Genomic DNA, 23573 nt, shown 5'->3' with positions numbered 1-23573 from the left:
ATGCGCGTCCTCCAGATCATCGACTCTCTGAATCAGGGCGGGGCTGAAGTTATGCTGACGGCCATGGCTCCTCAGTTTCAGACGCGAGGTGTGAGGTGCGATGTACTTGCATTGATTCGCAGGCCCAGCCCTCTCGAACATTTATTGCAGGAGCAGCAGGTTGATCTGCGTTTTACAGGTGTGCGCAGCTTGTATTCGCCGCGACAGATTTTCGCCTTGTCCAGACTCATGAGCGGATACGACATTGTCCATGTGCATCTCTTTCCCGCGCTGCTCTGGGCAGTTCTTGCAGCAAACAGATTGGGGGGGCATATACCTCTGGTCGCTACCGAACACAGCACCTGGAATGCGCGCCGTCGATGGTGGTGGCGGCCCATCGACCGGTGGATGTATCCGCATTACAAGCGCATTGCCTGTAACAGCGAGGCCACTGCAAAGAATCTCGTCTCGTGGTGCCCACGCATTGAGGAGAAAGTTGTAGTAATTCCGAATGGAATTCCACTTGTCGCATTCGAGAATGCTCACCCAGCCATAGTTGAAGGTGTGCCAGATGGTATTGTACGGCTCGTATTTGTAGGAAGGTTCGTGGCGGAGAAAGATCATGCCACGATCCTGCGAGCTCTAACTGCTGTGCGAGATGCCCACATTCTTTTTGTAGGCGATGGTCCTTTACGCCACCAGATGGAAGAGAAGGCCCGGATTCTTGGAGTCAGAAATCGTGTTACGTTTCTCGGCTGGCGACCCGATGTGGCTACTGTCTTGAAGGCATCCGATATCTATGTTCACTCCGCTCATGCTGACGGTTTTGGCATCGCCGCATGTGAGGCAATGGCGGCAGGTCTGCCTGTGGTGGCGAGTGATATTCCCGGTCTCGCGCAGCTGGTTGCGGATGCAGGGATTCTCTTTCCCGCAGGAGACGACAAAACCTTGGCCCGGCATCTGACTGCTTTAATCAGCTCACCTGAACGACGGCGCGAAATGTCCCGGGCGAGCCGACAGCGGGCACGCCAGTTCAGCATTGAAAAAACCGTTGACGGCTACATACAGATGTATGAATCGGTGCTGGTAATGGAACAGGCTGAAATCATTCGAAAATGACAATCGCCGGGCTGCGGCGGTACACTCCAGTCTCGGTACAATTTAGCGGCGTTCAAGGAGTGAAATCCTGACCTTGCTACAAACCAATCCCAGGCCTGGGAAGACCGCCCCGATCTCTGCGCCGGCAAGCCCGATTAGCCGAATGCTGAATGTCGTTCTGGTGGCAGGAATTTGCGCGCTCCTGGGATTTGGCCCGTTGGCCTTCGGCACCGTTCAGCCATGGAGCATCTGCGTCATGGAAGTTTCGGTATCAGCGTTGATTCTGGTGTGGGCTGCGAGAGAAGTAGCCAATGGCGGTTTCCATGTCATTCCGAATCCGCTGTTCATACCTATGACGCTTTTTGCCGCTGTTGTCTTAGTCCAGATTGTTTTTCACCTGACTGCATACTGGTATGCAACGTGGACTAAGGGGCTGTTATGGGCCAGTTATGCAGGACTGTTCTTTCTTGTATCTCAAGTGTTACAGAAGCAGCACTGGCTTTCTATCTTCGGATATTTTTGCGTAGGGTATGGATTCCTTCTCGCGCTCTTCGCGATTGTCCAGCAGTTTACGTCAAATGGAAAGATTTATTGGGTTGTAACAAATCGGCACGGCGGATGGATATACGGACCGTATGTGAATCATGCTCACTACGCCGGTTTAATGGAAATGCTCGTTCCATTTCCAATCATATTTGCGATCTCCTCGCGAGCCGGAAGAGCAAGCCGGGTATTTTTTCTCTTTGCCGCGGTTGTTACAAGCAGCACAATTTTCTTATCCCAATCCCTTGGGGGCATGATCACTTTTTCCGTGGAGTTAGCGATTCTTTCTCTGGTCTTATTGGGGCACGGCCGCCTTGCATATCGGGATATCCTGCTGCTCAGTGGTTTGTGCATTGCACTTGTTGTCTGGCTTATCTGGCTGCGTCCTCCGGGACTCGTGGAGAGGCTTGCGCGTCTGCTTAACCCGATTACCGATGCGGGAGCAACAGGGCGCATTGCAATCGTAAAAGACGGTATGAGGATGTTGCGTGAGCGCCCGCTACTGGGATGGGGTCTCGGAACTTTCTCTGTCGCATATCCCTCGTTCCGAAGTTTTTTTACAAATTTGTGGGTAAATGAGGCACACAACGATTTTGTTCAGGTCCTCATCGAAACAGGCGTTGTTGGCTTTGGCTGTGCCGCGGCTTTTCTTACGTTGCTATTCCGCGAAGGCATTCGAAATCTCAGGCATCGGCAAAGCAGCATGCGAGCCAGTTTGGCATTCGCTGCCTTTCTAGGTTGTATCGGTCTTCTGGTCCACGGATTTGTGGATTTCAATCTCCAGATTCCAGCGAATGCCGCCTTCTTCTTCGCTTTAACAGCGATCGTGACAAGCAGGCGCAGCCAATCGGAATCCAGTAGCTTATTTGGAAAAGCGTGAGGTTAGCAGAATGGAAGCAGGAAGATTACCCCCGAAATCTTCCGAACCCGGACGTCGAGATTCACCCAGAGTTGTGAATCTCGAGGAGATGTACGGACTGCCAGTCCGGGACCGCTCGCTCAGTGATTACGGGCGAATGCTGGTCAAGCGCAAATGGACTGTGATCGTATGCGTCATTGTCATCGTTACTATGGCGGCCTTGATTAGCATACGCACCACGCCAATTTACGACGCAGTGACCAGGATTCTGATCTCTCCCCAGATATCCAGCCCGCTCACCATGAAGGACAACAATACGACGCAGGCTACCGATGATCAACAGCGGGACATCGATACGAAAGTCAAAATTTTGCAATCGGACACTATGGCGGAATTGGTTGTTCATCGCCTGAGTTTGGATACGCGTCCTGATTTTGCCGGTACAGCCCGTGTGCAGACCAGCGGCGGCATCGCTGTTTCAGAATCGCCAAGAGCGGAAGGCATACGTCAGGAACAACTTATTCATAGATTGCAGGGCAGCTTACGGGTACAGCAGGTGCCCGGTACATCTCTTGTTGAAATCCGATACTCCAACTCTAATCCGGATCTCGCAGCGGATATCGCAAATGGTATCGCGACCACGTTCATCGAGCAGAATGTGAAATCGCGCTATGACAGCACGATCCAGGCTGCGGACTGGTTGTCGAAGCAGCTGGCTGATCTGCAGGTCAAAATGGAATCTTCCCAGGCTAAGCTGGTCCAGTATCAGAAAGAACACAACATCGTTGGCACGGATGACAAGCAGAATCTTACGACTGAAAAACTGGATGAATTGAACAAAGAACTGACAGCAGCGCAGGGAGATCGCATTCAAAAAGAATCGCTCTATCAGATTGCAACAACGGGTAATCCAGAAACGTTGAGCGCTGTTCTCCAGGACCCTATACTCATCGCTCTGCGCCAACGGCAAACAGATCTCGAAAGCCAGTATGCGCTGCTTTCCACTCAGTTCGGTCCGGGCTATCCACGAGTTGGCGAAATCAAGAACCAGCTTGATCAGATTGATCGTAGCTATCAGCAGCAGGTCCAGAGTAGCGTGTCGCGGATCAAGAATGATTACCAGGCAGCAGTAGGCCGCGAGCGGATGCTGCAGACTGCCCTCACCGAGCAAACAGGCATCGCTGACCAGTTGAGCGAGAACGCAATCGAATATAAGGTCCTTAAGCAGGAAGCGGATTCAAACAGGCAACTCTACGATGGACTGCTGCAGCAACTCAAAGAGGCCAGTCTGGCTGCGGGCCTGGATTCCAGCAATATTCGTGTGGTGGACAGGGCGCGTGTACCGTTACATCCTGCCAGGCCAAATATTCCGAGAAACCTTGAATTCGCGTTTCTCATTGGTCTCGCTGGTGGCATTGCAATGGCTTTTGGCTTGGAGGCGCTTGACACCACGGTGCGAACACCGGAACAGGCGGAAAGCGTATCTGGATTGCCAACTCTGGGAGTGATTCCTTTGCAGGCGGTATTTCAACGAGTACCAACAGGCGTGACGAGGGCACATCTGCTTAAAAAGTCTCTTAACAACAATGCAGGTTCACGTCCACTGATCAGCTACCTGGAGCCTCAGTCGGAAATTGCTGAAGCTTATCGCGCGCTGCGTACGTCGATTCTGCTTTCAAGTGCTTCCCGTCCGCCGCGTTCCATCCTTGTCACGAGCTCAGTTCCTCAGGATGGGAAGACTATGACCTGCCTCAATATCTCCATTGTTCTGGCCCAACAAGGTAAACGAATTCTTCTGGTTGATGCGGATATGCGTCGTCCAAGTATTCATCGGGTGCTTGGCCTGAAAAATCAGGCAGGGCTGTCGAATATTCTTACAGGCGGTGCGAACGTCGGCGATGCAATCCAGACCACAATGCAGCCTAATCTGTTTGCAATCCCTGCGGGTCCGATACCTCCGCATCCTTCAGAGTTATTAAGTTCCTCTCTGATGCAGGACTTAATACAAAAATGGGGCGAAGATTATGACCATGTCATCGTGGATTCGCCGCCTGTTATCTCAGTTACTGATCCTGTTCTTCTGTCCGTCCAGACAGATGCGGTGATTCTAATTGTTCGTTCGGGGCAGACTACAGTGGCTCATGTTCGTCGAACTCGCGATCTTCTCCAGAGTGTCAATGCCGGCCTGCTCGGCATTGTGGTGAATGCTGCCGATTTAGCCTCACCGGATTATTACCAATACCACTATGGTGCGCGTTATCGCAACTACACCGAAAATGATGCCAATGGTCAAAAAACAGCGTCCAACGGCTCTCCGGAGACCGGCGAGAATATGAACCACGAGCGGGACCAGACGACAACCAGGTCTTCCTAGCCAGGAGCCAAAGAAATTTGCATGGCTTGGACATCAAATCAAGGCTCAAAGCAAGGTTGGCCACAACGAGAACTTATGTTCGTTTTCTGTACCGCAGCTTGCGCGATCTATGCGTGGTTTGTAGTCACAGCATATCGAGCATATCGGCTCTCTGAGCGTTCGGACCAATCCTCAATTGCAAAAGCTGTTGCTCTTGCGCCAGGAAACGCTACGTATCATGATTTGCTATGCCGCAGCATGATCTTTGCTTCCCAGAAACCCGGACAAGCGATGGATGCGTGCAAGAAAGCTTCAGAGCTGAATCCGTATGACTCATCTATTTGGCTGGATCTCGCGCAGGCATATTATTCAGCCGGCGATAAACAGTCGACGGATGTCGCGATTCACAAGGCCCTTGCTGTCGATCCAACAACTCCCGACACAATATGGAATGTCGCTAATTTCTTCCTTGCAGAGGGCAACACATCGGAAGCCCTGAAGCAGTTCGCCATTGTTCTGCGCGAGGATCCTTCTCTCGCTGAGCCGACGCTGAACATCTGCTGGCAATCGCTGCACGACATGGGCGACATCCAGGGGATGCTGCCGCCAAATCCGGCAGTTTACCTCGCTTTTATTAAATTGCTGCTGTCGGCAGGCGAGGCCGAAGCAGCGCATCAGGTCTGGTCGGCTCTCATTGGATTGAATAGCGGTATGGACTATCACCAGGCACTCTTTTACATAGACAGCCAGATTCAAGCCCATAATGTGTCTCAGGCATGGGAAGCCTGGCAGCAGCTTTCATCGCGATCAAAAGACCTCCAGGCATATTTGCGGCAAGGCAATCTGATTATGAATGGCTCGTTTTCTCAGGAGATACTTAACTCCGGATTTGGTTGGCGCTACGCTTCCAGACCGGATATTACTGTAACTCTAGACCAAGCTGAAGTTCATAGCGGAGATCGCGCAGTCAGGTTAGCCTATCAGGGGAGCAATGGCGATTCCGGTATTTCCCAATATATTGCTGCGCAACCCAACAGGAGATACCGTCTTTCAGCATGGGTGAAAAGTGAGGATCTTGAAACTGCAAACGGTCCGATGCTCGCCATTCTGGATGGCTACAGCAACGATATCTATGGCTCGACGGAAGAAACTACCGGGACTACTGCCTGGCACCGCATCGAAACAGTACTGCAAACCGGGCCAGACGCGAAACTGCTGATGTTCGCTGTACTGCGCCATCCTGGGGAGACGAGTATACAAGGGAAATTCTGGATAGACGACATTAGGCTGGAGCCATTTTAGATATGTCCCCAGGCAGGTTCATTGGATCATCGATCTTCTGGATTGTACTGGCTCTAGCTTTGTTCACGCATGTTGCCTACCTGGCTTCAGACCATGAGTATTATGGTGCCGATACTCCTTCTTATCTGATACCGGCCGACAACCTTCTGCATGGGCAGGGATTTGTAAATGGTTTACATCAGCCAGAGCTGCATCGAACGCCAGGCTATCCGTTTTTGCTCGCGATCTTCCGAATCACCCCATTAAGGGTGGAATATCTGGTTTTCGTACAGCATGCTCTATGTATATTGCTTGTTGTCCTCGTGGCTGCGATTGCGCTGCGAATTACAGGCAGCCGCCTGGTCGCGTTGGTTGCTGCAGCAGTCTTGTCTCTGGATATAGCAACCATCCTCATCGCGAATTTACTGTTGACTGAAATCACATCAACAGTATTGATAGCTTTCACTGCATGGGCAGTGTATCGTGCGATGACAAACCCATCTGGCAATGTGATGATGAGCGTTGCGGCCGGATTTTTCGGTGGCAGCGCTACGCTCGTCCGTCCAGTTTGCGCTTTGTATTTTGTTCCACTTTCAATTTGCCTTTATCTCGCATTCAGACAAAAGGCATGGCGTTTCATCCTGGTATTCGTGATCATATTTTCACTTTTCCCTGTACTCTGGGCCACTCGCAACTATGTTGAAGGTAACTACTTCGGCCTGAGTACGATTGGAGCGGAAGATATCCTGTATTACCGGGCTTCAGGTGCATTGGCTATACAACAGCCCGGGAGTTATCTGGCAAATGCCATTCGCATCAGACAGCAAATGATCGATCAGGCATGCGGCGAAATGGAAAATCTGTATAAACGCAAATGCCTGGATGTGACTGAGCCTCAACAGGCGGCATACGCTTCCCGCAAAGGTAAGAAGATCATTGCAGATAACCTGTTCGGTTATTTTCGCTCTGCCCTGGTGTCGCTTGCTTATATTGTTTTTGGCGGCGGTGCAGAGGCGATGACCAGACTCAGTTATATCAGCCCTCGTATGGCCGAATATCTTGTGCTGTTGTTTACAGTCCCTGAGGCATGCCTGGCGATCGTTGGATGCTGGTACTGGTACCGGCGTGATCGTAATCTCTGCTATCTCCTTGTTTTGAGCGTCGTCTATTTTCTGATGATTTCGGCAGGCGCAGAAGCATATTCGCGTTTCAAGGTCCCCATTATGCCAATGTATGCATTGTTAATTGGCGGAGGAGCAGCGAGCGTTGTGAGAATATTCAGAAGGGTCAGAACATCACACTCAGCTTCCATGCAACCCGTCACTACCGAATCTTAGCTTTTGTCACCTGATGCCATGCCTGACTCTGTGCTTCAGATACTGGAAGGCTGTAGGGTGTGACCATAGCACTGATTTTCCAACAGGTGCAGGAATACTTTGCAGACTGCCATTGCTTGCATCACGTATAGCTTGCTTCAGCAAGGGAATCGCAGCTGCGATCTGTAACAATGGATAAGTAGAAAAATTGTCATTTGTAGATGGCTGAACGAATGCCTGCGCGATGATCTCCCCAGTATCGATCCCTGCATCAATCTTGTGGATTGTTACTCCGAAATGTTCTGGATCATGAGAGGCGAGCGCCCAATATCCTCCATGGACGCCACGATAAAGAGGCGTAATGCCAACGTGAGTATTCAGGAATACTCCATCAGTTGCAGCCAGAGTTCGTTCTGACAAGATGCGTGTTCCATTTACGACCATAATGGATGAGGCGAGCTTCTGCAAAAGGATAATCGTTTGATTGTCATTGACCGAGGGGACGTCGACCACGCAGTCCCGCGGTATCAGAGAGTCATTCATGCCATAGTGCTGCAGTATCTCGGCTCTGCGTCCGGCTGTTTCTTCCTGCAGCAGAGGGACAACGCACTTCGTAAAAATGATCTGGCCGGATAAGGTGCGCCAGCCGAGTTTTTTCAAACGCTTTTTAAGAAAGGTCGTTCTGGCAACTTTTTCTTCTCGGATAACGGCTTCAATGCTGAATTCAGCTGCCAGTGCGTGATAGATAATTCGTGAGAGGTCGCTGTCATCAATAAGCAGGACTATGCCACACAATGTGATTTCTCCATGCGCAAAACATTCTCTGCAACCTCGGCCATGGTTAAAGACGGCCAGCCTGTCTCGCGATTCAGCTTTGTGAAATGTTCAGCAATGTTGGCGAGAACAGCCATGTTCTCCTCTAAGTGGATTCCAAAATTATGCGGGTGCCACCATAGATGGAACGTCCTGCCACTTTTCGCAGCCGTATCCATGGATGAGAAGATTCGTTTGAGCCGGATATCTTCAAATTTGCTCAACGCCGAGCTCCATGGCCGCAGAAACCTGGATCCGGGCACACTTACGATCGGATATTCCGAATCGATGCATGGCGCTGTGCATCCATCGCTGCTTAGCTTCAGATAGGAATCGGTGAATCGCAGGGCCCTGCTGCGTAATCCGTTTCCATTTTCGATCCATGGGTAAGCTTCCGTACCGCGATATGCAATCAGGCCCTCTTCAGCACAGACACGCAAGTGTTGTCGCGATATCTGGTTGCGTGGAAAAACAATACTCTTTAGCGCTACGCCGTATTGACCAGCGGCTGACTTTGCGCTCCTGAGGTCGGCCCGGAATGATTCCAATGTTGGCCCCGGAGCTGACACATAAAAGTGAGACAGGGTATGCGTGCCAATCTCCTGCCCTTCGTGCGAGAGTATTTTCTGGATCAGACTTGGAGCAAAGTGAAACGGGTCTTCATCTTCATTTCCGCCCACCTCGGACATCGCCGCATAAGGGTCCAACCGGACATCCTGATACTGGGGCCGCTCATCAGGCAATGCGGCTTGAAGGGCGTCAAGACTCTTGAAAAACAGAAATCCTACCGTGGCCCATGTAGCGTGGATTCCATATCGCTCAAAAAGTTTAAGGATGGCAGGAACGGCCTGGCGAGCTCCGAGCAGGTTTTCACGATACTGGTCAACGGTGCGATGGTCCCTGACGCCCCAGTGCAATTCAAAATCAAGGCTGATGACAAATCCGCCGGGATTCTGCATCATGCCCATTCCCGTTCTGCGTGAAGTATATGGCTCATCAGAATTCTCTTAGTTGAGAAGCGATAAATAACTCAGAGCGACATTGCGCACCGTGAACTGCTGCAGATGCGCGGAAGTATCATTTCGCATTGGATTATCCAGGGCCTTGAGCAGTCCTTGAGCCATGGCCTCTGGGTCACCGACAGGCACGAGCGTGCCGAACCTGCCATCACAAAGTATTTCTGCAGGGCCATGCGTGCAGTTTGTTGAGACAACAGGTAAATCCAGGGCAAGAGCTTCCACCAATACAACACCGAAGCCTTCCCACTGAGATGAACAGGCAAACGCCGCGGAGCGTCTCATGAATCGATATGGATTCTGCTCAAAACCGGGAAGGGCGACATCCTGGGTGAGATTCAATTCGCCGACGGATCGCTCGATCCGGTATCTGTCCGGCCCCTCGCCTAAAATCATCAGGCGAGCAGGGCAGTGGTTTCTGAGCAGATGGAATGCCCGGATCAGCATGGGGAAATCCTTCTGCTTGTCCAGGCGGCCAACTGCCAGGATCACAGGCGGCTCTCCAGGCTGGAACCATGGATGATCCACTGGTTCTGCCGCAGATTCATAAAGTGAGTCCGTAATGACCGGGTTAAAAATCACTTGGAATCTTTCGCGGGGAATGCCGGTCTGCATTGCTAAATCGTTTGCAACACCAGCTGAGACGGCGACAATGTGGTCTGCCAGGCCGAGAGTCCAGCGGCCCCACAGAGGCATCAAGCGATATTTCATCCCTGCCGTGTTTGAGACTATCTTCGACATGGTATTGTGCTCGGTCGCAACGATTCTGGTTTTTTTACGAGCCATCGTTCGCGCGGCCACAGCGGCTGCTGTGCTGTGGGTCATGGCAGAGATGATAGCTCCGGGCTCCCGGTCCCGGATATACTTCGCCAGTTTGGGCACGCTGCTCAACATCCTGTTGGATTCCAGATCGCACACATGGATACCCTTTTCGATGAGTCTGCCCATGTTCCCACCTGCCCGGCCAACGACGAGATCGACCTCAGCCCCACAGTTGCGTAGCCCATTGGCGAGATTGGCGAATACCCGTTCGACTCCGCCGATTTCTAACGTAGGCATCAGCAACGCAATTCTCATCTTCTCCTAGCTCGCTACGTCAGAGAGTATGATGAGCCTTCGCAACGAATCATGATTCCCAGACGCACTGCCCAACTCAGCATGCCCAAGGCTAAAGAGCGCATCCTGCGGAAAGTAATGCCGGAACTGGATGCCGTGCGTGGAATCGCCATACTGATGGTATTCATCTTTCATGCTTTTGAAGATTTTTCCCCTGCCAATCCCGGCACCCCCGCCTGGGAACACCTGTTTGTATCAGTCGTAAGCCTGGGATGGATGGGAGTAAACCTCTTCTTTGTCCTCTCCGGTTTTCTGATAACTGGCATTCTTCTAGATAGCGCGAGTCAACCACAATATTACTCGCGGTTTTACTATCGCCGTGCGCTGCGAATATTGCCTGCATATTACCTCTTGATAGCCATGCTTGTTTTATTGAGCAAGGCGGGTTTCGTCAGTCGCCATACATCGTGGTCCTTTGCGGGCTTGAGCTTAATCTATCTCGCCAACGTTACTCCATTGCTGGGAGTGCCGAGAGACTATGCGTCTTTCTGGACGCTGGCGGTGGAAGAGCACTTTTATCTCGTATGGCCCTCCGCTGCCCGAGTGTTGAAGCAGCGCGGCCTTGCGATCCTGGCTGCTTCCATCTGTATATGCGAACCATTTCTGAGGGCATTCGCTGTGGCCCGGGGCGGACTATGGTGGGGCCCTTATACCTGGCTCTCGGCCGATGGTCTGGCGCTCGGCGCGCTGCTTGCTGTATTTGTGCGCTCTGGACTTGCTTCGCGGAGGAATCTGCTGAATCTGGCAGGTCTGAGCATTCTTGTTGCAGTAGCTGCTCTGGCCGCCAACATGGTTGTTCCACCATTCATAGCCATCAGTCTAAGAGCCACAGCCGTGAACTACGGCGCATTGGGATTTCTTTCTGCCGCCTTATGGCTGGGGACAGGAGTGCATAAGAAAATCATCAACTCGAAAATTCTCTCTTTTTACGGATTTATCAGTTACGGCTTGTATCTGATTCACGCGCTGATCTTCAATCTGTACAATGATGTATCTGCGAAATTCCAGCCTGTTTTATCTGTGGGGCATAGCTTCGGGAAATGCCTACTGAGGCTGCTCTTGACACTCATAATTGCGACAATCCTAGCCTGGCTGTCCCGCATTACATTCGAGGAATTCTTTCTGCGGATGAAGGATAAATCGCGCAGCCAGCAGAAGGATTCAGAGCAATCAGAGGAGCGCTCCAAGCCATTTATGCCTGCCTAGGCGACTGTGCTGCCTGAATCAAGGCGACACCCGCCAGCAGATATGCCCACACAAAATACCTGTCTTCGATATTCGGATATATCGCCAGCTTTGCAAGGATGCATACACCTGCCAGTGGCAGCAAGTCGCGAAAAATCGATTCTGAAGTAAGTCTCTTCCATGTCGCTGCTGCGACCAGAATCCACACAGTCATAAAAGTGTAAGGCATCACCCGCAATGCTGCGATTGCGTGTAAATAGCCGTCAAAGCTGATCAGGACCGGGTGAGTGACTGGCTCAATCTCCGGCTTGATAAACGAGTGCTGCATAAGGACACGCCATCCGTAATAGCCTGCGATGTGGTTGGCCAAAACTGCAGCTGCAACAGCAAATACTCCGAATGAGGCACTAAGGCTGAGGAGAATCCGCTGCCTCCAGGCCATCCAGGCCAGCAGGATGAGTGCCAGGACGACATTGTCGAATCTCAGAAAGACACTCCCCATCAGCAGGCCGGCAGCAGGCAGGTTCTTGTCCTTAGCCAGTAAAAACAGGGCAAGAAGCACTACGCTCGTTGAGAGAGGATCGACTGTGACCATCCGCCCCATATTCAATACCGATGGCGTCAGTAACAACAATGCAGACAAGACAGCTTCATGGGTCCAGGCAAGCAATGTCAGGCCCATGGCAAAGAAACTGCACGCCGATATCAGGCGAAGCCCAACGAGGATGGGCAGGCCCGTGCGCCAGAGTAGATATCCCGCCGCCACATATGCCAGCTTTACTCGATAGAACCCTAGTTGCTGCTCAAAATGGTAAGGGTTGTCATGCACATCAGCGAAATACGGTTCGGCGGACACGCTTTGAAACTGAAAAGGAGATGGCTGGGCATCGAATTCAGCTCGCGCGACGCGGTGAACGGTTATTGGATCGGTATAGCGAAACGACGCGATCGCGCCTGCATAAAAATACCTGTCAAAAGTCGGCAGCGGACGTAAATACCCAGCAATTGCCAACGCCAGACAGAAGCACGAATAAAGAAACAAAATAAGCCTGGAGCAGCCGAACCATCTTTGTGTCAAAGAATGACCATTGCTGAGTACGCCAGGATAAGAACGCGCATTCGTTATCATTTTCAATCTCCGGCGGGCACTCTGATGTATTTTTGCTTCCAGGTGATACTCAGGCATTGGTTCGCTGCCAGCTTACGTTACCGCCCGGGGGTGAAAGAAATAGACATAGGCCTCGGTACCATCAATTTTCCTCCACGGAGAGGGGACAATAGACGGCTCCTGTCCGGGAACTGCAAAGCCTCGCGGATCGGCAATTACTGCATCAGCCCCGGTTTGTGCAAGAATGCGCAGAGAATTTTCTTGTTGTCCTGGTCCAGATGCCCAGAAATCAAGCGCAGGGTGCACTCGATACCACTGGATGTTGGCAGGAATCTCGGCTACTACCTGTAACCGGGCAAGGTGCGCCCAATATGCTGCAAGTCCATCACCAATTACCGCAACCCGATCATTCTCATGCAGACCATTCTTGAGCAGGAAATTCGCAATCAATACATTGCTGCGACTTCTGCTGGCGGCATGATCATAATCAGTGCTCAATGCCTCCTGGAATGTCTGCGACGCCAATGCCACTGCCGCAGTGGCCAGCACTGCAACAGCAATGGAACCAGCAGTCCGGCCTGTGTTGAAGTTTGCAGGCAGCGAACAGGCGCATATAACGCCCGCGAAAAGCAAAATCAACCACCCTCCGAGAAAGCGGGACTCAACGTGGACAAGCGCAAACATCAGGAAGGCAAAAGCACCCGATATCCATACAAACCAGAAACGCAAAAATCTTTTCGTCCAGTCAGCTCGATAATTAGCTAACAAAGCCAGCAGGATCATGCCGCAAAGCAACCCCATCCCTGCGTCTGCAACAATCTCAAATTCTCCAATCAGGTTCGCTACAAAAATCTTCCACTGAAGTTTCCAGTTGAAGTGCGGAGTGATTCCCTCATACCAGTAAGTCGGATCGAACCAGGGTGGATACGTTCCCATATCTTTGGCTGCGAATTCGAAAATCGCAGGGAAATTATTGAGCTTGCGCGTGGGGTGGACGGGCATTCCGGAGCCTGGAGGTCCTCCCTGCCAATGTACATAGTGTTCTACGCCATTAATATAGAAAGCCTGACTCAGGCGAGCTGACTCGCCAAAGGTAAAGTGGTGCTTTGCTCGTGTGAGAGCTGCTATGAAGGGCATACAGACCAGAAGAAATACAGCAAGCGCTGTTCCACCCAAAAGGATCCTTCGCCGCGATACAGGCCACACAAGACTTGCACACAGAATAAATACGAATCCTAATGGAAAAAATGGCGCTTTCACGTAATACCCCAATGCAAGAATTAAACCCAGCATCAGAGCATGGCCGACGCTCGGAGCGCGCCGGAATCGAAGTGCGCTCCATCCGGCCAGACAGCAGAAGGTTGCCACCAGCATGTCGGGGTGGACCAGTGTCACGCTAATCACATTCAGAATGGCAACGGCAAATATCGAATACCCGAGCCCCCAAAATGCATATTCAGGTATTGCCGCGCCGGAATCGCTTGCATATCTCTCATGCCAAATGCGCGCTTCACTCCAGAACAGCTGGAAGCTTGCCAGAGTGCTCACAAAGATCAGAACATTGACGAAATGGACAAGAGGGCATTCCCAATAAACACTTGGATGGAATAACCATAAAAATGAGAGGCAAACGGGATAACCAGGCGACCAATATGAGTGAACAGCAGCCGTTGCATGTCCCTCGGCAATCAGCCTTCCGATGTCCATATAAGAGACAGAATCTCCATCAAACGCATAGCGCGTGAACCATGCCCTCACAATGGCAATAGCGATCAGCGCGACCCAGCAGAAGATCTGCAAACTGTGTACATCAGTGTCAATTTTCCAATTACTCTTCGGCTTCAGCGTTGTCGCTTCGACCCTTGCCACAAGCAATCCCTCTTTGTGTACGTAAAAATATCTGCGGTCAAACTAGATTGACTATCAGGCCCGCTAATTGGCAATGGCCATAGGAGTCGCTTCCACCGACTCTGGGCAGTAATCAATAGGAAGTCTGCATAGCAACTCTTGAATCGTATTGTCTGGTTGGCGCTCACGGGCCGCCGATTCCAGCTCTTCCAGCAACAGGTGGAATCCGGAAGGAGCGGCGGTCGCTTTTACCTGAAATACATCGCGAAATGGCGTCGTTGTTACCAGCGCATCTTCCCGCCATAACTTTTCGTGAAGTTTCTCTCCCGGCCTCCTGCCTATGACCTTGATGTCGATGTCTTTTCCAGGAGTCAGGCCGGCGAGACGAATAATGTCCTTGGCAAAATCGATGATCTTGACGGGATCGCCCATATCAAGCAGATAGATATCTCCCTGTGATGCAATCGTGGCCGCCTGCAGAACCAGGCGCACTGCCTGCGGGATCGTCATGAAGTAGCGAGTCATCTCCTCATGCGTAATCGTGACCGGACCGCCAGCAGCAATCTGGCGAAGGAAGATAGGGACAACGCTGCCCCGGCTGCCCAGGACATTGCCGAAGCGCACGCAGGCAAAATGAGTCGAGTTGTCCTTACTGCGAGTCTCATCGGCGCGCTGTTGAATCAATAACTCCGCTGCCCGCTTGGTAGCTCCCATGATGCTCGAGGGATTCACAGCTTTGTCAGTGGAAATCATGACCAGGCGCTCACATCCGAATTCGATAGCAGTATCTGCGAGCGTGCGTGTTCCGCCGATATTGTTCAGGATAGCTTCGCAGCAATTTGCTTCCATCACAGGAACATGTTTGTAAGCAGCAGCGTGAAGGACAATTTGCGGACGATATAACTCGAATGTCTTATGAACCATTTCTCGGTCGCGAATATTCCCCACTGCGGGAACCATCTCGCGTCCGTTGAGACCTCCTATTTCGTTCATCAGTTCGAAAATCGAATTCTCGTCGTAATCAAGAATCACAATCTGGTCGGCATTCAGGGCTGAAACCTGCCGCGTAATCTCAGACCCGATGGAACCGCCCGCACCCGTAATAAGGACTGTCTTTCGATTGAAGCAGAGAGCCACTGCCGGATGTGCTTCAGTCGGCACCTCGGTGTTGCTTCGAGTCAGCTGATCAATCGGGACAGGCCGGTTCACCTTAACTCGCCCGTCCATCAGATCGCTGCTCGATGGCAATATGCGAACCTGAATGTCCAGGCTGCTCGCGTCGCGAATCACTTGCGCGGCACATTTCAGATTCGCTCCTGAGAGAACGACCACTTCAATCTGGTGACTTACTAAAAGGCCGGCTAAAGCCTGAGGAGGGCCAAGAACAGGCAGGCCTGCGATATGCACTCCTACCAGGCGCTCATCTTCGCTCACCAGTCCTATCACCTGAGCTTCTTTGCACGCGTGAAAGTGATGTACCGCTGTAGCCAGCGTCGTTTCGCATCCGACAATGAGCGCCCGTGGTCGCTCCGGCAGACGATAAACAGACTCGTGGATGAGTCGCCGTGTTATGCGCAGAGCGGAGGCAAGAATGAGAAAGGTACTGAACTCGAGAATCAGAACGCTGTAGGGAACTATGGGAACACCTGGCACGCTCCAGCGCACCACGAGAAGAAGAATAGTTACCGGCAATGAGCGAAGAGCCAGGGTTATGCAGTCCCGTACATCAAAGAAACGCCAGGTCGCTTTGTAGCCATCGCGGCTGATATGTAAAAAGATGGGCCGCAGCACAGCCACAACGCAAAGCCATGTCCACATACTGTGCTGCATCTTTGGCGGGATATGAAAATCAAGCCTGAGCGCGTATGCGATGACCATGGCAATTGCAGCCGTGAGGCCATCAAGAAGCACGCGAACGTATCCGTGTAGAAGCCAGCTTGGAATTGGGTAGGAGCGCGGATTGCGCGCCCGGTCGGGCACTGCCTTGAACACCTGAAGTGGCTTCACCGGCCCTCCTGAGGAGTTTTCACTCCTGCCGTATGATTCGCTTTGCGGTGAAACTACAAACTTCGCTCCGGTATTACTGACAGGTTCGCTAGCGAATCCGCTCCTGCTTGCCTGGGATTGGATTACGCGCAAGTTATGAAAAAATTACGAACCCACACTTGGAGCAGTACATAGACTGGCAGCACCAATAGTAGGAATCCCGCGGGATTTGGTCAATACTGCCTTTCCGGGTACAGCGCATTTTTCCTCTTACGGCGTGTGGCGCGGTGAAATTGAGGTGGATTGCATCAAAGCATGGGAATCGACAAGATTTCACTTAGGCGCTATAGTGCTTCTGAGTACTTTAGTAAGGTCTAGGTTATTTATTTCCGGAAGTCTGCATTACTTGGCGTTTGGTTAGAATCCTGGTTGCCATTGTGGAGGACTTCTAATGATCGCGCGACTGCAAGCCGCAATTTCGCTGCTGACGTGTAGTTGCCTGATCAGTGTGGCGACTGCTGCCACTTCAAACATCGGTCTGGTGATGACGACCGGAAAAGTTCAGGTAAATGGGGCTGAGGTTCCAGGTACCGCGGCAATTTTTTCAGGCAGTCGCATCGCGACAGGAGACCGGAGTTCCAATATCCAGTTTGCAGACGGTTCGAGCGCGGTAATAAAGCCCGGCGCGACTATGACTGTTTACAAGGACAATTCCGTTCTGCAGCAGGGCGTGATGATGCAAAACCGGGTCGATAAGCATCCGGTGCTGGCTGACGGATTGCGAATTTCCGGCGCAACCCTGAACGCCGTGGCCATTGTCGGCGTGAAGGATGAAGCATATATGGAAGTCGCGGCCCAGGATGGAAACGTGGATGTGCGGACCCCATCCGGCGATCTTGTCGCCAGGGTATTGCCAGGGAAACCACTGAGCCTTGCCATGCGCCAGGAAGCGCAAACACAACAGCAACCAACCCAACAACAGCCTCAGCAGCAGCAGACCCAGCAGGTAAATCTGACGATCTGCGGAGATCTCGACGCGAACTATTTGATCACGGGTTCAAAGAACAACGTCCAATATCAGTTGCATGGAAACGATCTTGATCGTTATGTCGGAAAGACCATCAAGGTGAAAGGGATGACTGCAAAATCTCCCACTGCAAATGGCCCTGAGCCCCTGCATGTTCTCGATATAAGCGAGCGGAGTCGCAGGTGTGACGAGGGCGCATACTGGTTGACGAAAGAGGGGCTTGCCATCCTCATTTTTCTAGGTGTTGGAGGAGCTCTTATCGGCGTGGGTGTAGCGGGCGGTTTCGGGACATCACCAGCCGCGGCTACGCCCACAACACCTTAACGCGACCGGAGAGTGGCTCTGGACAGTTGCTCAAACATGAACCGCGCGGGCCTGACAGCGTAATAAAGAAAATGCAGGGGACGCGGCAATCGTACTGCTTGCCACTCTTGTTCCTCAGGCGTAAATACACGCTTAAGCACAAGGTGGGCGTAAGCGCGCCATCCTTTTGAGAAGGCCAGATAATAGCGTAACGCAGTACCATAGCCGGGATTGTTCCCCTCGCTAAACAGAAACGAAGATGCCGTATCCGCAAGCGCTCGGGCTTTTTCATCGTCACAATATTTTTTGACATGTTCCGGCAGTTCCAGTTTCAACACCTCCTCTGCAAGAAGCAGGCTGTGTCTCAGCACCAGGGCGCAATTTGCCTGATCGGCGCAACGAATGCATAGGTTCCAGTCCAGCTCTTCCGCTGTCTGTACATGGCTGGCAACGTCGCAGAGCCACCGCAGATGGAACCAGCAATGCTTGGTTCCGTGTGCGCAAAGATAAAGCAGAAGGAATTCCGGCGAGAGCGACAAAAACGATATTCCTTCGTGATGCTTAACTTGCGCTGTCCGGAAAAGCTGTTCAGCGGGCAGTTGAAACGAAAACATCTCGTGCAGTGCGCTCCAATGCAGGTCGATAACGGTGCCGCGCTCGGCATTAAAAAATTCCAGCTGACAGTTTCCCGAGCGAAACAGCATCGAATCGCCGTTGCCAGCCTGCAGAAACCGGAGCTGATAACCGTCTTGGAACAAAACATGGCGTGCTTGTGACACGTTCTTTTGCTCGATCAACAGATCCAGATCGGCGAACTCCCGGAGAGCAATATTTTGATAAGCCTGCAGGGCAAATCCTGGACCTTTCAGCGAAATAACGGGAATCCCTTCCGCTTCGAATGCCAGCAATATCCGGTGCCATTCCATCAGCCAGGCCATGTTTTTCCTTGCTGTGAGGCGTAATTGCTGCTGAAACCGTTCCCGCGTCTCCGCCGCAACCAGGCTTCCTCCATACTCTTTCAAAGAGTAGGCAAATACTGGCATTAATGAGTGATACTTTGCGCTTCGCTCGGCCGCTGTCCAGTCAAAGGGCTGTGCCAACGCGTCCTGAAGATCGCCATGGTCTCCGCCGGACAGGAACGCTCGCGTGGCTCGCACTACAAGATTCGTCTCACGCCGAGCGAAACTCGGATTCTGCATGGCTGGCCACAATTGTATCGTTTAGTGGAAGCGCGCACCGTAAATGCCTTGGCGTCGGGGTTGGGTGGAAAGACACCGATTCCGAAAGATTCAACTTCCTGTCAAATTTAAACCGGCGTTGCCGCATCAAACCATTTCGAGGTAAACTCACGGGCGAGAAAGATTCGACGGCGATTCGTTCGGCCACATAGCAGAATCGTTTAGCTTTTTATGGCTAATCCGATCGTTCTATCGGAGGGACAGTCAGATGAAGCTGTTCAACGATGTAGTGGGAAATACCACCGGTGTCGTGACAATCTTGCTGGCGGCCTTGATGACATCCGGCTGCAGTCAGCAATCCTTAGAGGATCAGCCTGGCATGATGCAGCAAAAGCCTACAGTCGGTATTGTCAACGATTGGAGCACGTCTCACGTCATATTTTCCGACCCCGGCACTGAACAGGATGCCATCCTGCATGGCAGACACGAAGAATGGCTGCGCATCGTCAATGATCCTCGCTATAAAATGCAGCAAATTAGTCGCAATTCTGCAGGGAGGAGCTTAGGTTCCGGACCGCCATTCAGCCAGCCACCGATTCTCGGGCCGGCGGCAAGGCATCAGGCAAGTCCCCTCCATGCAGACTGGGCAGTGAGCCTTCGTGGCGGCGGCTTTGTTGGTCTATTCGATAGGTTTCCGGCGAAGTACACGTTTGCGCCGATCGCCGCCCCCGACTGCGCGAACGATTTTGTTGTCTACGGCATCGGTTTTGCAGGCGCCAGTAATCAGGCAAACGTGATCGGCGTCAACAACCTGTACAACGGAACCTGTACAGGGACAGTGCCGAATACCAGGTTTGCTTATTGGATAGGCAACGGTACTTTGGCGTCATCGCCAGTGCTCTCGCTTGATGGCACCAAGATGGTATTAGTTGAAAGCCTTAGCAACAGCACGATATTTCATGTGGTCACCATCGGCACAACCGGGAACAACGGAACGGTCTGGAGCACGCCGGCGTGCCCTGGCACCGTGAATGGGACGCCAACCACAAGCTGCGGCAGCAGCGGCAACCCTTTCAATAACAATGCTGTCGATGTCAATATAACCCTGAGCAACAGTGCCACGGATTCGAATTCATCGCCTTTCGTCGACTACACCAATGACACTGCCTACATTGGCGACGACTCCGGCAGGGTGCACAAAATCACAGGCGTCTTTAATGGAACACCGACTGAGGTCGCTACCGGCGGATGGCCGGCATTAGTTGGCGCTGGTGCATCAGGGTTTACCGATCCGGTCTTCGATGATGTGAGCCAGCATCTCTTCATCGGCTCCAGCGACGGAAACGTCTACTGCTTAATCGCCGCAACCGGCGCCCCCTGCGATGTTCCCAGCATCACCGTTGGGACAGCGACAACCGACGCTACAAGCGGCGTCCAGGGTACTCCCATTCTCGACGTCACCCGGCAAAAGTTGTTTGTGGGTGGCGCCTTAGGAGGCAGGGCAACCTTGACTCAGTTTGATACTTCTTTAGGTTCTGTGGTGCATGCTGACATGGGAACGAGCGGGACGCGTTTGAGTAGCGGCGCAGGAGATAATCAGTACAACATATCAGGGACGGGCTATTGGTACTTCTGCGGAAATCTCGATAGCGCTGCGACACCGGCGTTGAGGCGCGTTCTAGTCCAAAACAGTGTAATGAGCGCTACGGCCGACAGCAGTTTCTTCCAACTGGTGATTACCGGCAACACCGGTCCCGCGCAGAGTTGCTCGACGCTTACCGAGTACTTCAACCGCAGCCAGCGCATAGACTACCTTTTCCTGACTATGGCGGGTGCAGGATTCTCGACGACAGATTTTGGGGGAACCGCTCCTTCCGGAACTGCCGAGTGCCACTTCGTCCAGTGTGTAGTCAGCTTCAGTCTGCCCGTAGCAGCTCCGCCGAATACTTTTCCCACGCAGGCATTCGCAGCGAACGGCCCCAACGACCCCCTGGGCATAACTACGAACGGCACCTCGGGCATAATCGTGGATAACTCCTCAATCGCAGGGGGAAATCAAATATATTTTATAAATTACGGGCCCGGCACGGGAGTGCAGATCTCACAGACGGCCCTGCAATGAGGTCAGAATGAGTAAACCGGAACAAATGGATGGAATTTCGGCTCGACCAGAATCACAGGCGCCCGGGAAGAAGCCCTATCAGAAGCCTGCGTTTCGCTTCGAACGCGTCTTCGAAACCCGGGCGCTCGCCTGTGGCAAAATATCCGATACCCAGGGCCAATGCGCCCATAGCATGAAGACTTCCTGAATGATTTTAGAGTAGACTTGTGCCGGCAGAAGATTCAGTCAGAAGTGGTTTGCTTTAAGCCTCAGATCAGTTCAGTTTATTGCACTTGATTCGGATAGCTCAATTGGGAGGAATTTCCAATGAGGCAGGCCAATGGTCGTTTGACTGGCTTTCGTGTTGCAGCTGCGGCTCTCCTGTTGGCGTCGTCTCTGGCATTGCCTGCATCCGCGCAAATCGAGAACAACATTCAAGTGCGGAGCCGTGCCGTTCAGGAGCGGAATGACAGCATTCAAGTGCAGAATGATGTTCATATCCAGAGTAGTGTGCAGCAACAGCAAAATCAGGCCGTCCCGCAGCAGAACATCCAGAGTCAAGCAGTCCCGCAGAAAGTTAAGGGCGTAAGTCGAAGCGAAATGGAATACCTGAGTCAGGGAGTGGTGGAGGACTGGAGCACCAGGCATGTGATCTTCTCCAACCCCGGTACTCTCGATGACGCGCGCCGGAACGGCAGGGAAGCTGAATGGCGGCGCATTGTCAGCGATCCCCGCTATCGCATGCAGTGGGTCAGGCGGTACGCAGGAGCATGGCTGGAGGAAAACGGAATATCCCAATTGCAGGGGTCGTCCGTCTTCGCGCGGATTCTGCAGGCAGGGCGGGAAAGAGATAAAGACCGGGGTCATGGCGGAGGCGGAGAGAAGCATGAAGAATCTCCGCTCCACGCGGACTGGGCAGTAGCGCTTGGACCATCAGGCGCTACTGCAAGTGTCGCGGCTGATATGCATCCGGCAAAGTTCACATTTAATCCTCTCTTCGCGCCGGATTGCACCAATGACTTTGTTGTATTTCCAGTCGCTGGCGCCGCTAGTACCGCTGCCAATATTGTCGGTGTTAGGAATCTATACACCGGGACCTGCTCAGGGACAACTCCCACCGTGTTTTTTGCTTATAACGTCGGCACGGGTAGCGTCCAGACTTCGCCTGTCCTTTCACTGGATGGCACCAAGGTGGCCTTCATCGAGAGCAGGACCAGCGGCGCATCGATCTTTCACGTGCTCACTCTCGACAAGAGTGGGGGTGCGGGCAACGGGACTCCAACGTCGCCTGCGGTTCCGGGAACGAATAACAGCGCAGTGGATACAAAGGTAACGATAAGTCTGAACGGCAGCACTAACGGCCCGATCACGCGTTCTTCGCCTTTTGTCGATTACACCAACGATATTGCATACTTTGGGGACGACAATGGCAATCTGCACAAGATCACCAGCGTTTTTGGCAGATTCGGTGGCACCCCGGCGGAAGTCGTTATCTCGGGCTACTGGCCTGCCTGTACAGGTTCTTTTAGTTCTAGCTGCGGTAGTGCTCCCGTGCTTGCCAGTCCGGTTGTCGATGGTTGCGCTACCACCGGCAGCAGTTCTCCCGCTCCTACCTGCCCCGGTGGAACGTATGGCAGTGGACTCATGATAATCGGGGGTAACAACGGTAAGCTTTACGGAGATCCGTCATCGTATGGCGGATACTCAGGGCTCTCGGGAATCGGAGGCTACAACTTCGCCAGCAAGGCAGCGACCGTGGGTAGTACCGTTATGGATGCGCCCATTCTGGACGGCACTCTGGAGAAGGTATTTGTGCCAGTAACTACCACGGGCAGCAACCTGGCTGTGGCACAGCTTAGCGTTTCGTCTACCGCATCCAGCAGCACAAGCAGCAACCCGTTTGTCTCAACCACTCCTGTAACTGCCACCATGGGAGCCTCCGGAACAGATGCGTTCGACGGAGCGTTCGATAACAAATACCTCTCGAGTACCGGCGGCACGGGGTTCATGTATTTCTGCGGAAACCTCACGGGAGCTGCGACCCCGGCGCTCTGGCGGGTTGCCATCACAAACGGCACCATGAGCAGTGCGAACGATGGCAACTCCTTCCAGTTGGTGGCATCCGGCAATACAGGTACGAGCCATGACTGCACACCACTCACCGAGTTCTTCAACTCCACTTCGAACATTGACTACCTTTTCGTGGGCGTGAAGAACCATGGAGCGCCCTCGGGCTGTGGTGGCACGGCATGCGTAATGAGCTTTTCTCTCCCTACCGGTTCCTCTACTACGTTTCCCACCGCCCCTATGGCTGCATCAAACATCGGTGGCACGCTGGGTGCAAACGGCATCAGCGGATTTATCATCGATAACTCTTCAAGCTTGCCTGGAGCGGCGGAGATATATTTCGGGAATCTGCAGGCCGGTACAGGAGTGCAGGTGTCACAATCAGCGCTGCAATGA

The 23573-nt window shown here is 52.6% G+C and carries 16 protein-coding genes; 9 read left to right on the top strand and 7 right to left on the bottom strand.

All coding sequences use genetic code 11. From position 1 onward, the window contains the following. From AC5S16_RS03500 to AC5S16_RS03480, 5 genes are all read left to right on the top strand, one after another. Positions 1 to 1098 (top strand): glycosyltransferase, encoded by a 1098-nt coding sequence (locus AC5S16_RS03500; RefSeq protein WP_493928621.1) that lies wholly within the window; start codon positions 1 to 3, stop codon positions 1096 to 1098. 142 nt (positions 1099 to 1240) lie between these two features. Next, on the top strand, positions 1241 to 2500 hold the full coding sequence (locus AC5S16_RS03495) for an O-antigen ligase family protein (protein WP_493928620.1): 1260 nt from the start codon (positions 1241 to 1243) through the stop codon (positions 2498 to 2500). Positions 2501 to 2510: 10 nt separating this feature from the next. After that, the gene (locus AC5S16_RS03490) at positions 2511 to 4853 is read left to right on the top strand and encodes a GumC family protein (protein WP_493928619.1); all 2343 of its coding nucleotides are present in this window, start codon (positions 2511 to 2513) and stop codon (positions 4851 to 4853) included. Positions 4854 to 4874: 21 nt separating this feature from the next. Then, a complete protein-coding gene (locus AC5S16_RS03485; protein WP_493928618.1) occupies positions 4875 to 6134 on the top strand; it encodes a carbohydrate binding domain-containing protein in 1260 nt (419 codons plus the stop codon). 2 nt (positions 6135 to 6136) lie between these two features. Next, positions 6137 to 7450, top strand: coding sequence for a glycosyltransferase family protein (locus tag AC5S16_RS03480; RefSeq protein ID WP_493928617.1), 1314 nt, complete (start codon positions 6137 to 6139; stop codon positions 7448 to 7450). Between the two features lie 6 nt (positions 7451 to 7456). Here AC5S16_RS03480 and AC5S16_RS03475 read toward each other — a convergent pair whose 3' ends face one another. From AC5S16_RS03475 to AC5S16_RS03465, 3 genes are read right to left on the bottom strand one after another with little or no spacing between them, the layout of a single operon-like run. After that, on the bottom strand, positions 7457 to 8224 hold the full coding sequence (locus AC5S16_RS03475) for a formyl transferase (RefSeq protein ID WP_493928616.1): 768 nt from the start codon (positions 8222 to 8224) through the stop codon (positions 7457 to 7459). Continuing rightward, positions 8212 to 9210 (bottom strand): polysaccharide deacetylase family protein, encoded by a 999-nt coding sequence (locus AC5S16_RS03470; RefSeq protein ID WP_493928615.1) that lies wholly within the window; start codon positions 9208 to 9210, stop codon positions 8212 to 8214. Before AC5S16_RS03470 ends, AC5S16_RS03475 begins: the two co-directional genes overlap by 13 nt. 39 nt (positions 9211 to 9249) lie before the next feature. Continuing rightward, positions 9250 to 10317 carry a glycosyltransferase gene (locus AC5S16_RS03465; protein ID WP_493928614.1) on the bottom strand — a complete coding sequence of 356 codons (1068 nt, stop codon included), beginning with the start codon at positions 10315 to 10317 and terminating at the stop codon, positions 9250 to 9252. 69 nt (positions 10318 to 10386) lie between these two features. Between AC5S16_RS03465 and AC5S16_RS03460 the strand changes: the two genes are divergently transcribed. After that, on the top strand, positions 10387 to 11580 hold the full coding sequence (locus AC5S16_RS03460; protein ID WP_493928613.1) for an acyltransferase family protein: 1194 nt from the start codon (positions 10387 to 10389) through the stop codon (positions 11578 to 11580). Here AC5S16_RS03460 and AC5S16_RS03455 read toward each other — a convergent pair. The 3 genes from AC5S16_RS03455 to AC5S16_RS03445 all read right to left on the bottom strand — a co-directional run bounded on the left by AC5S16_RS03455 (position 11567) and on the right by AC5S16_RS03445 (position 16522). Beyond that, on the bottom strand, positions 11567 to 12745 hold the full coding sequence (locus AC5S16_RS03455) for a hypothetical protein (RefSeq protein ID WP_493928612.1): 1179 nt from the start codon (positions 12743 to 12745) through the stop codon (positions 11567 to 11569). The two genes, AC5S16_RS03460 and AC5S16_RS03455, sit on opposite strands and share 14 nt — an antisense overlap. A gap of 15 nt (positions 12746 to 12760) precedes the next feature. Then, the gene (locus AC5S16_RS03450; protein WP_493928611.1) at positions 12761 to 14536 is read right to left on the bottom strand and encodes an ArnT family glycosyltransferase; all 1776 of its coding nucleotides are present in this window, start codon (positions 14534 to 14536) and stop codon (positions 12761 to 12763) included. Positions 14537 to 14599: 63 nt separating this feature from the next. After that, positions 14600 to 16522, bottom strand: coding sequence for a polysaccharide biosynthesis protein (locus AC5S16_RS03445; protein WP_493928610.1), 1923 nt, complete (start codon positions 16520 to 16522; stop codon positions 14600 to 14602). A gap of 430 nt (positions 16523 to 16952) precedes the next feature. On the opposite strand from AC5S16_RS03445, the gene AC5S16_RS03440 reads away from it, so the two are divergent. Then, a complete protein-coding gene (locus tag AC5S16_RS03440) occupies positions 16953 to 17852 on the top strand; it encodes a FecR family protein (protein ID WP_493928609.1) in 900 nt (299 codons plus the stop codon). On the opposite strand, the gene AC5S16_RS03435 is transcribed toward AC5S16_RS03440, so the two are convergent. Further along, positions 17849 to 18988, bottom strand: a complete 1140-nt coding sequence (locus tag AC5S16_RS03435; RefSeq protein ID WP_493928608.1) for a nucleotidyltransferase domain-containing protein — start codon at positions 18986 to 18988, stop codon at positions 17849 to 17851. The genes AC5S16_RS03440 and AC5S16_RS03435 overlap by 4 nt on opposite strands. A gap of 289 nt (positions 18989 to 19277) precedes the next feature. On the opposite strand from AC5S16_RS03435, the gene AC5S16_RS03430 reads away from it, so the two are divergent. After that, positions 19278 to 21131, top strand: a complete 1854-nt coding sequence (locus AC5S16_RS03430) for a hypothetical protein (RefSeq protein ID WP_493928607.1) — start codon at positions 19278 to 19280, stop codon at positions 21129 to 21131. 306 nt (positions 21132 to 21437) lie between these two features. Continuing rightward, positions 21438 to 23573 carry a hypothetical protein gene (locus AC5S16_RS03425; RefSeq protein ID WP_493928606.1) on the top strand — a complete coding sequence of 712 codons (2136 nt, stop codon included), beginning with the start codon at positions 21438 to 21440 and terminating at the stop codon, positions 23571 to 23573.

The organism is Acidobacterium sp. FHG110202_01 (assembly GCF_059115305.1).
The sequence above is the reverse complement of the archived record's forward strand: the minus strand, read 5'-3'. Positions and strand labels throughout refer to the sequence as shown.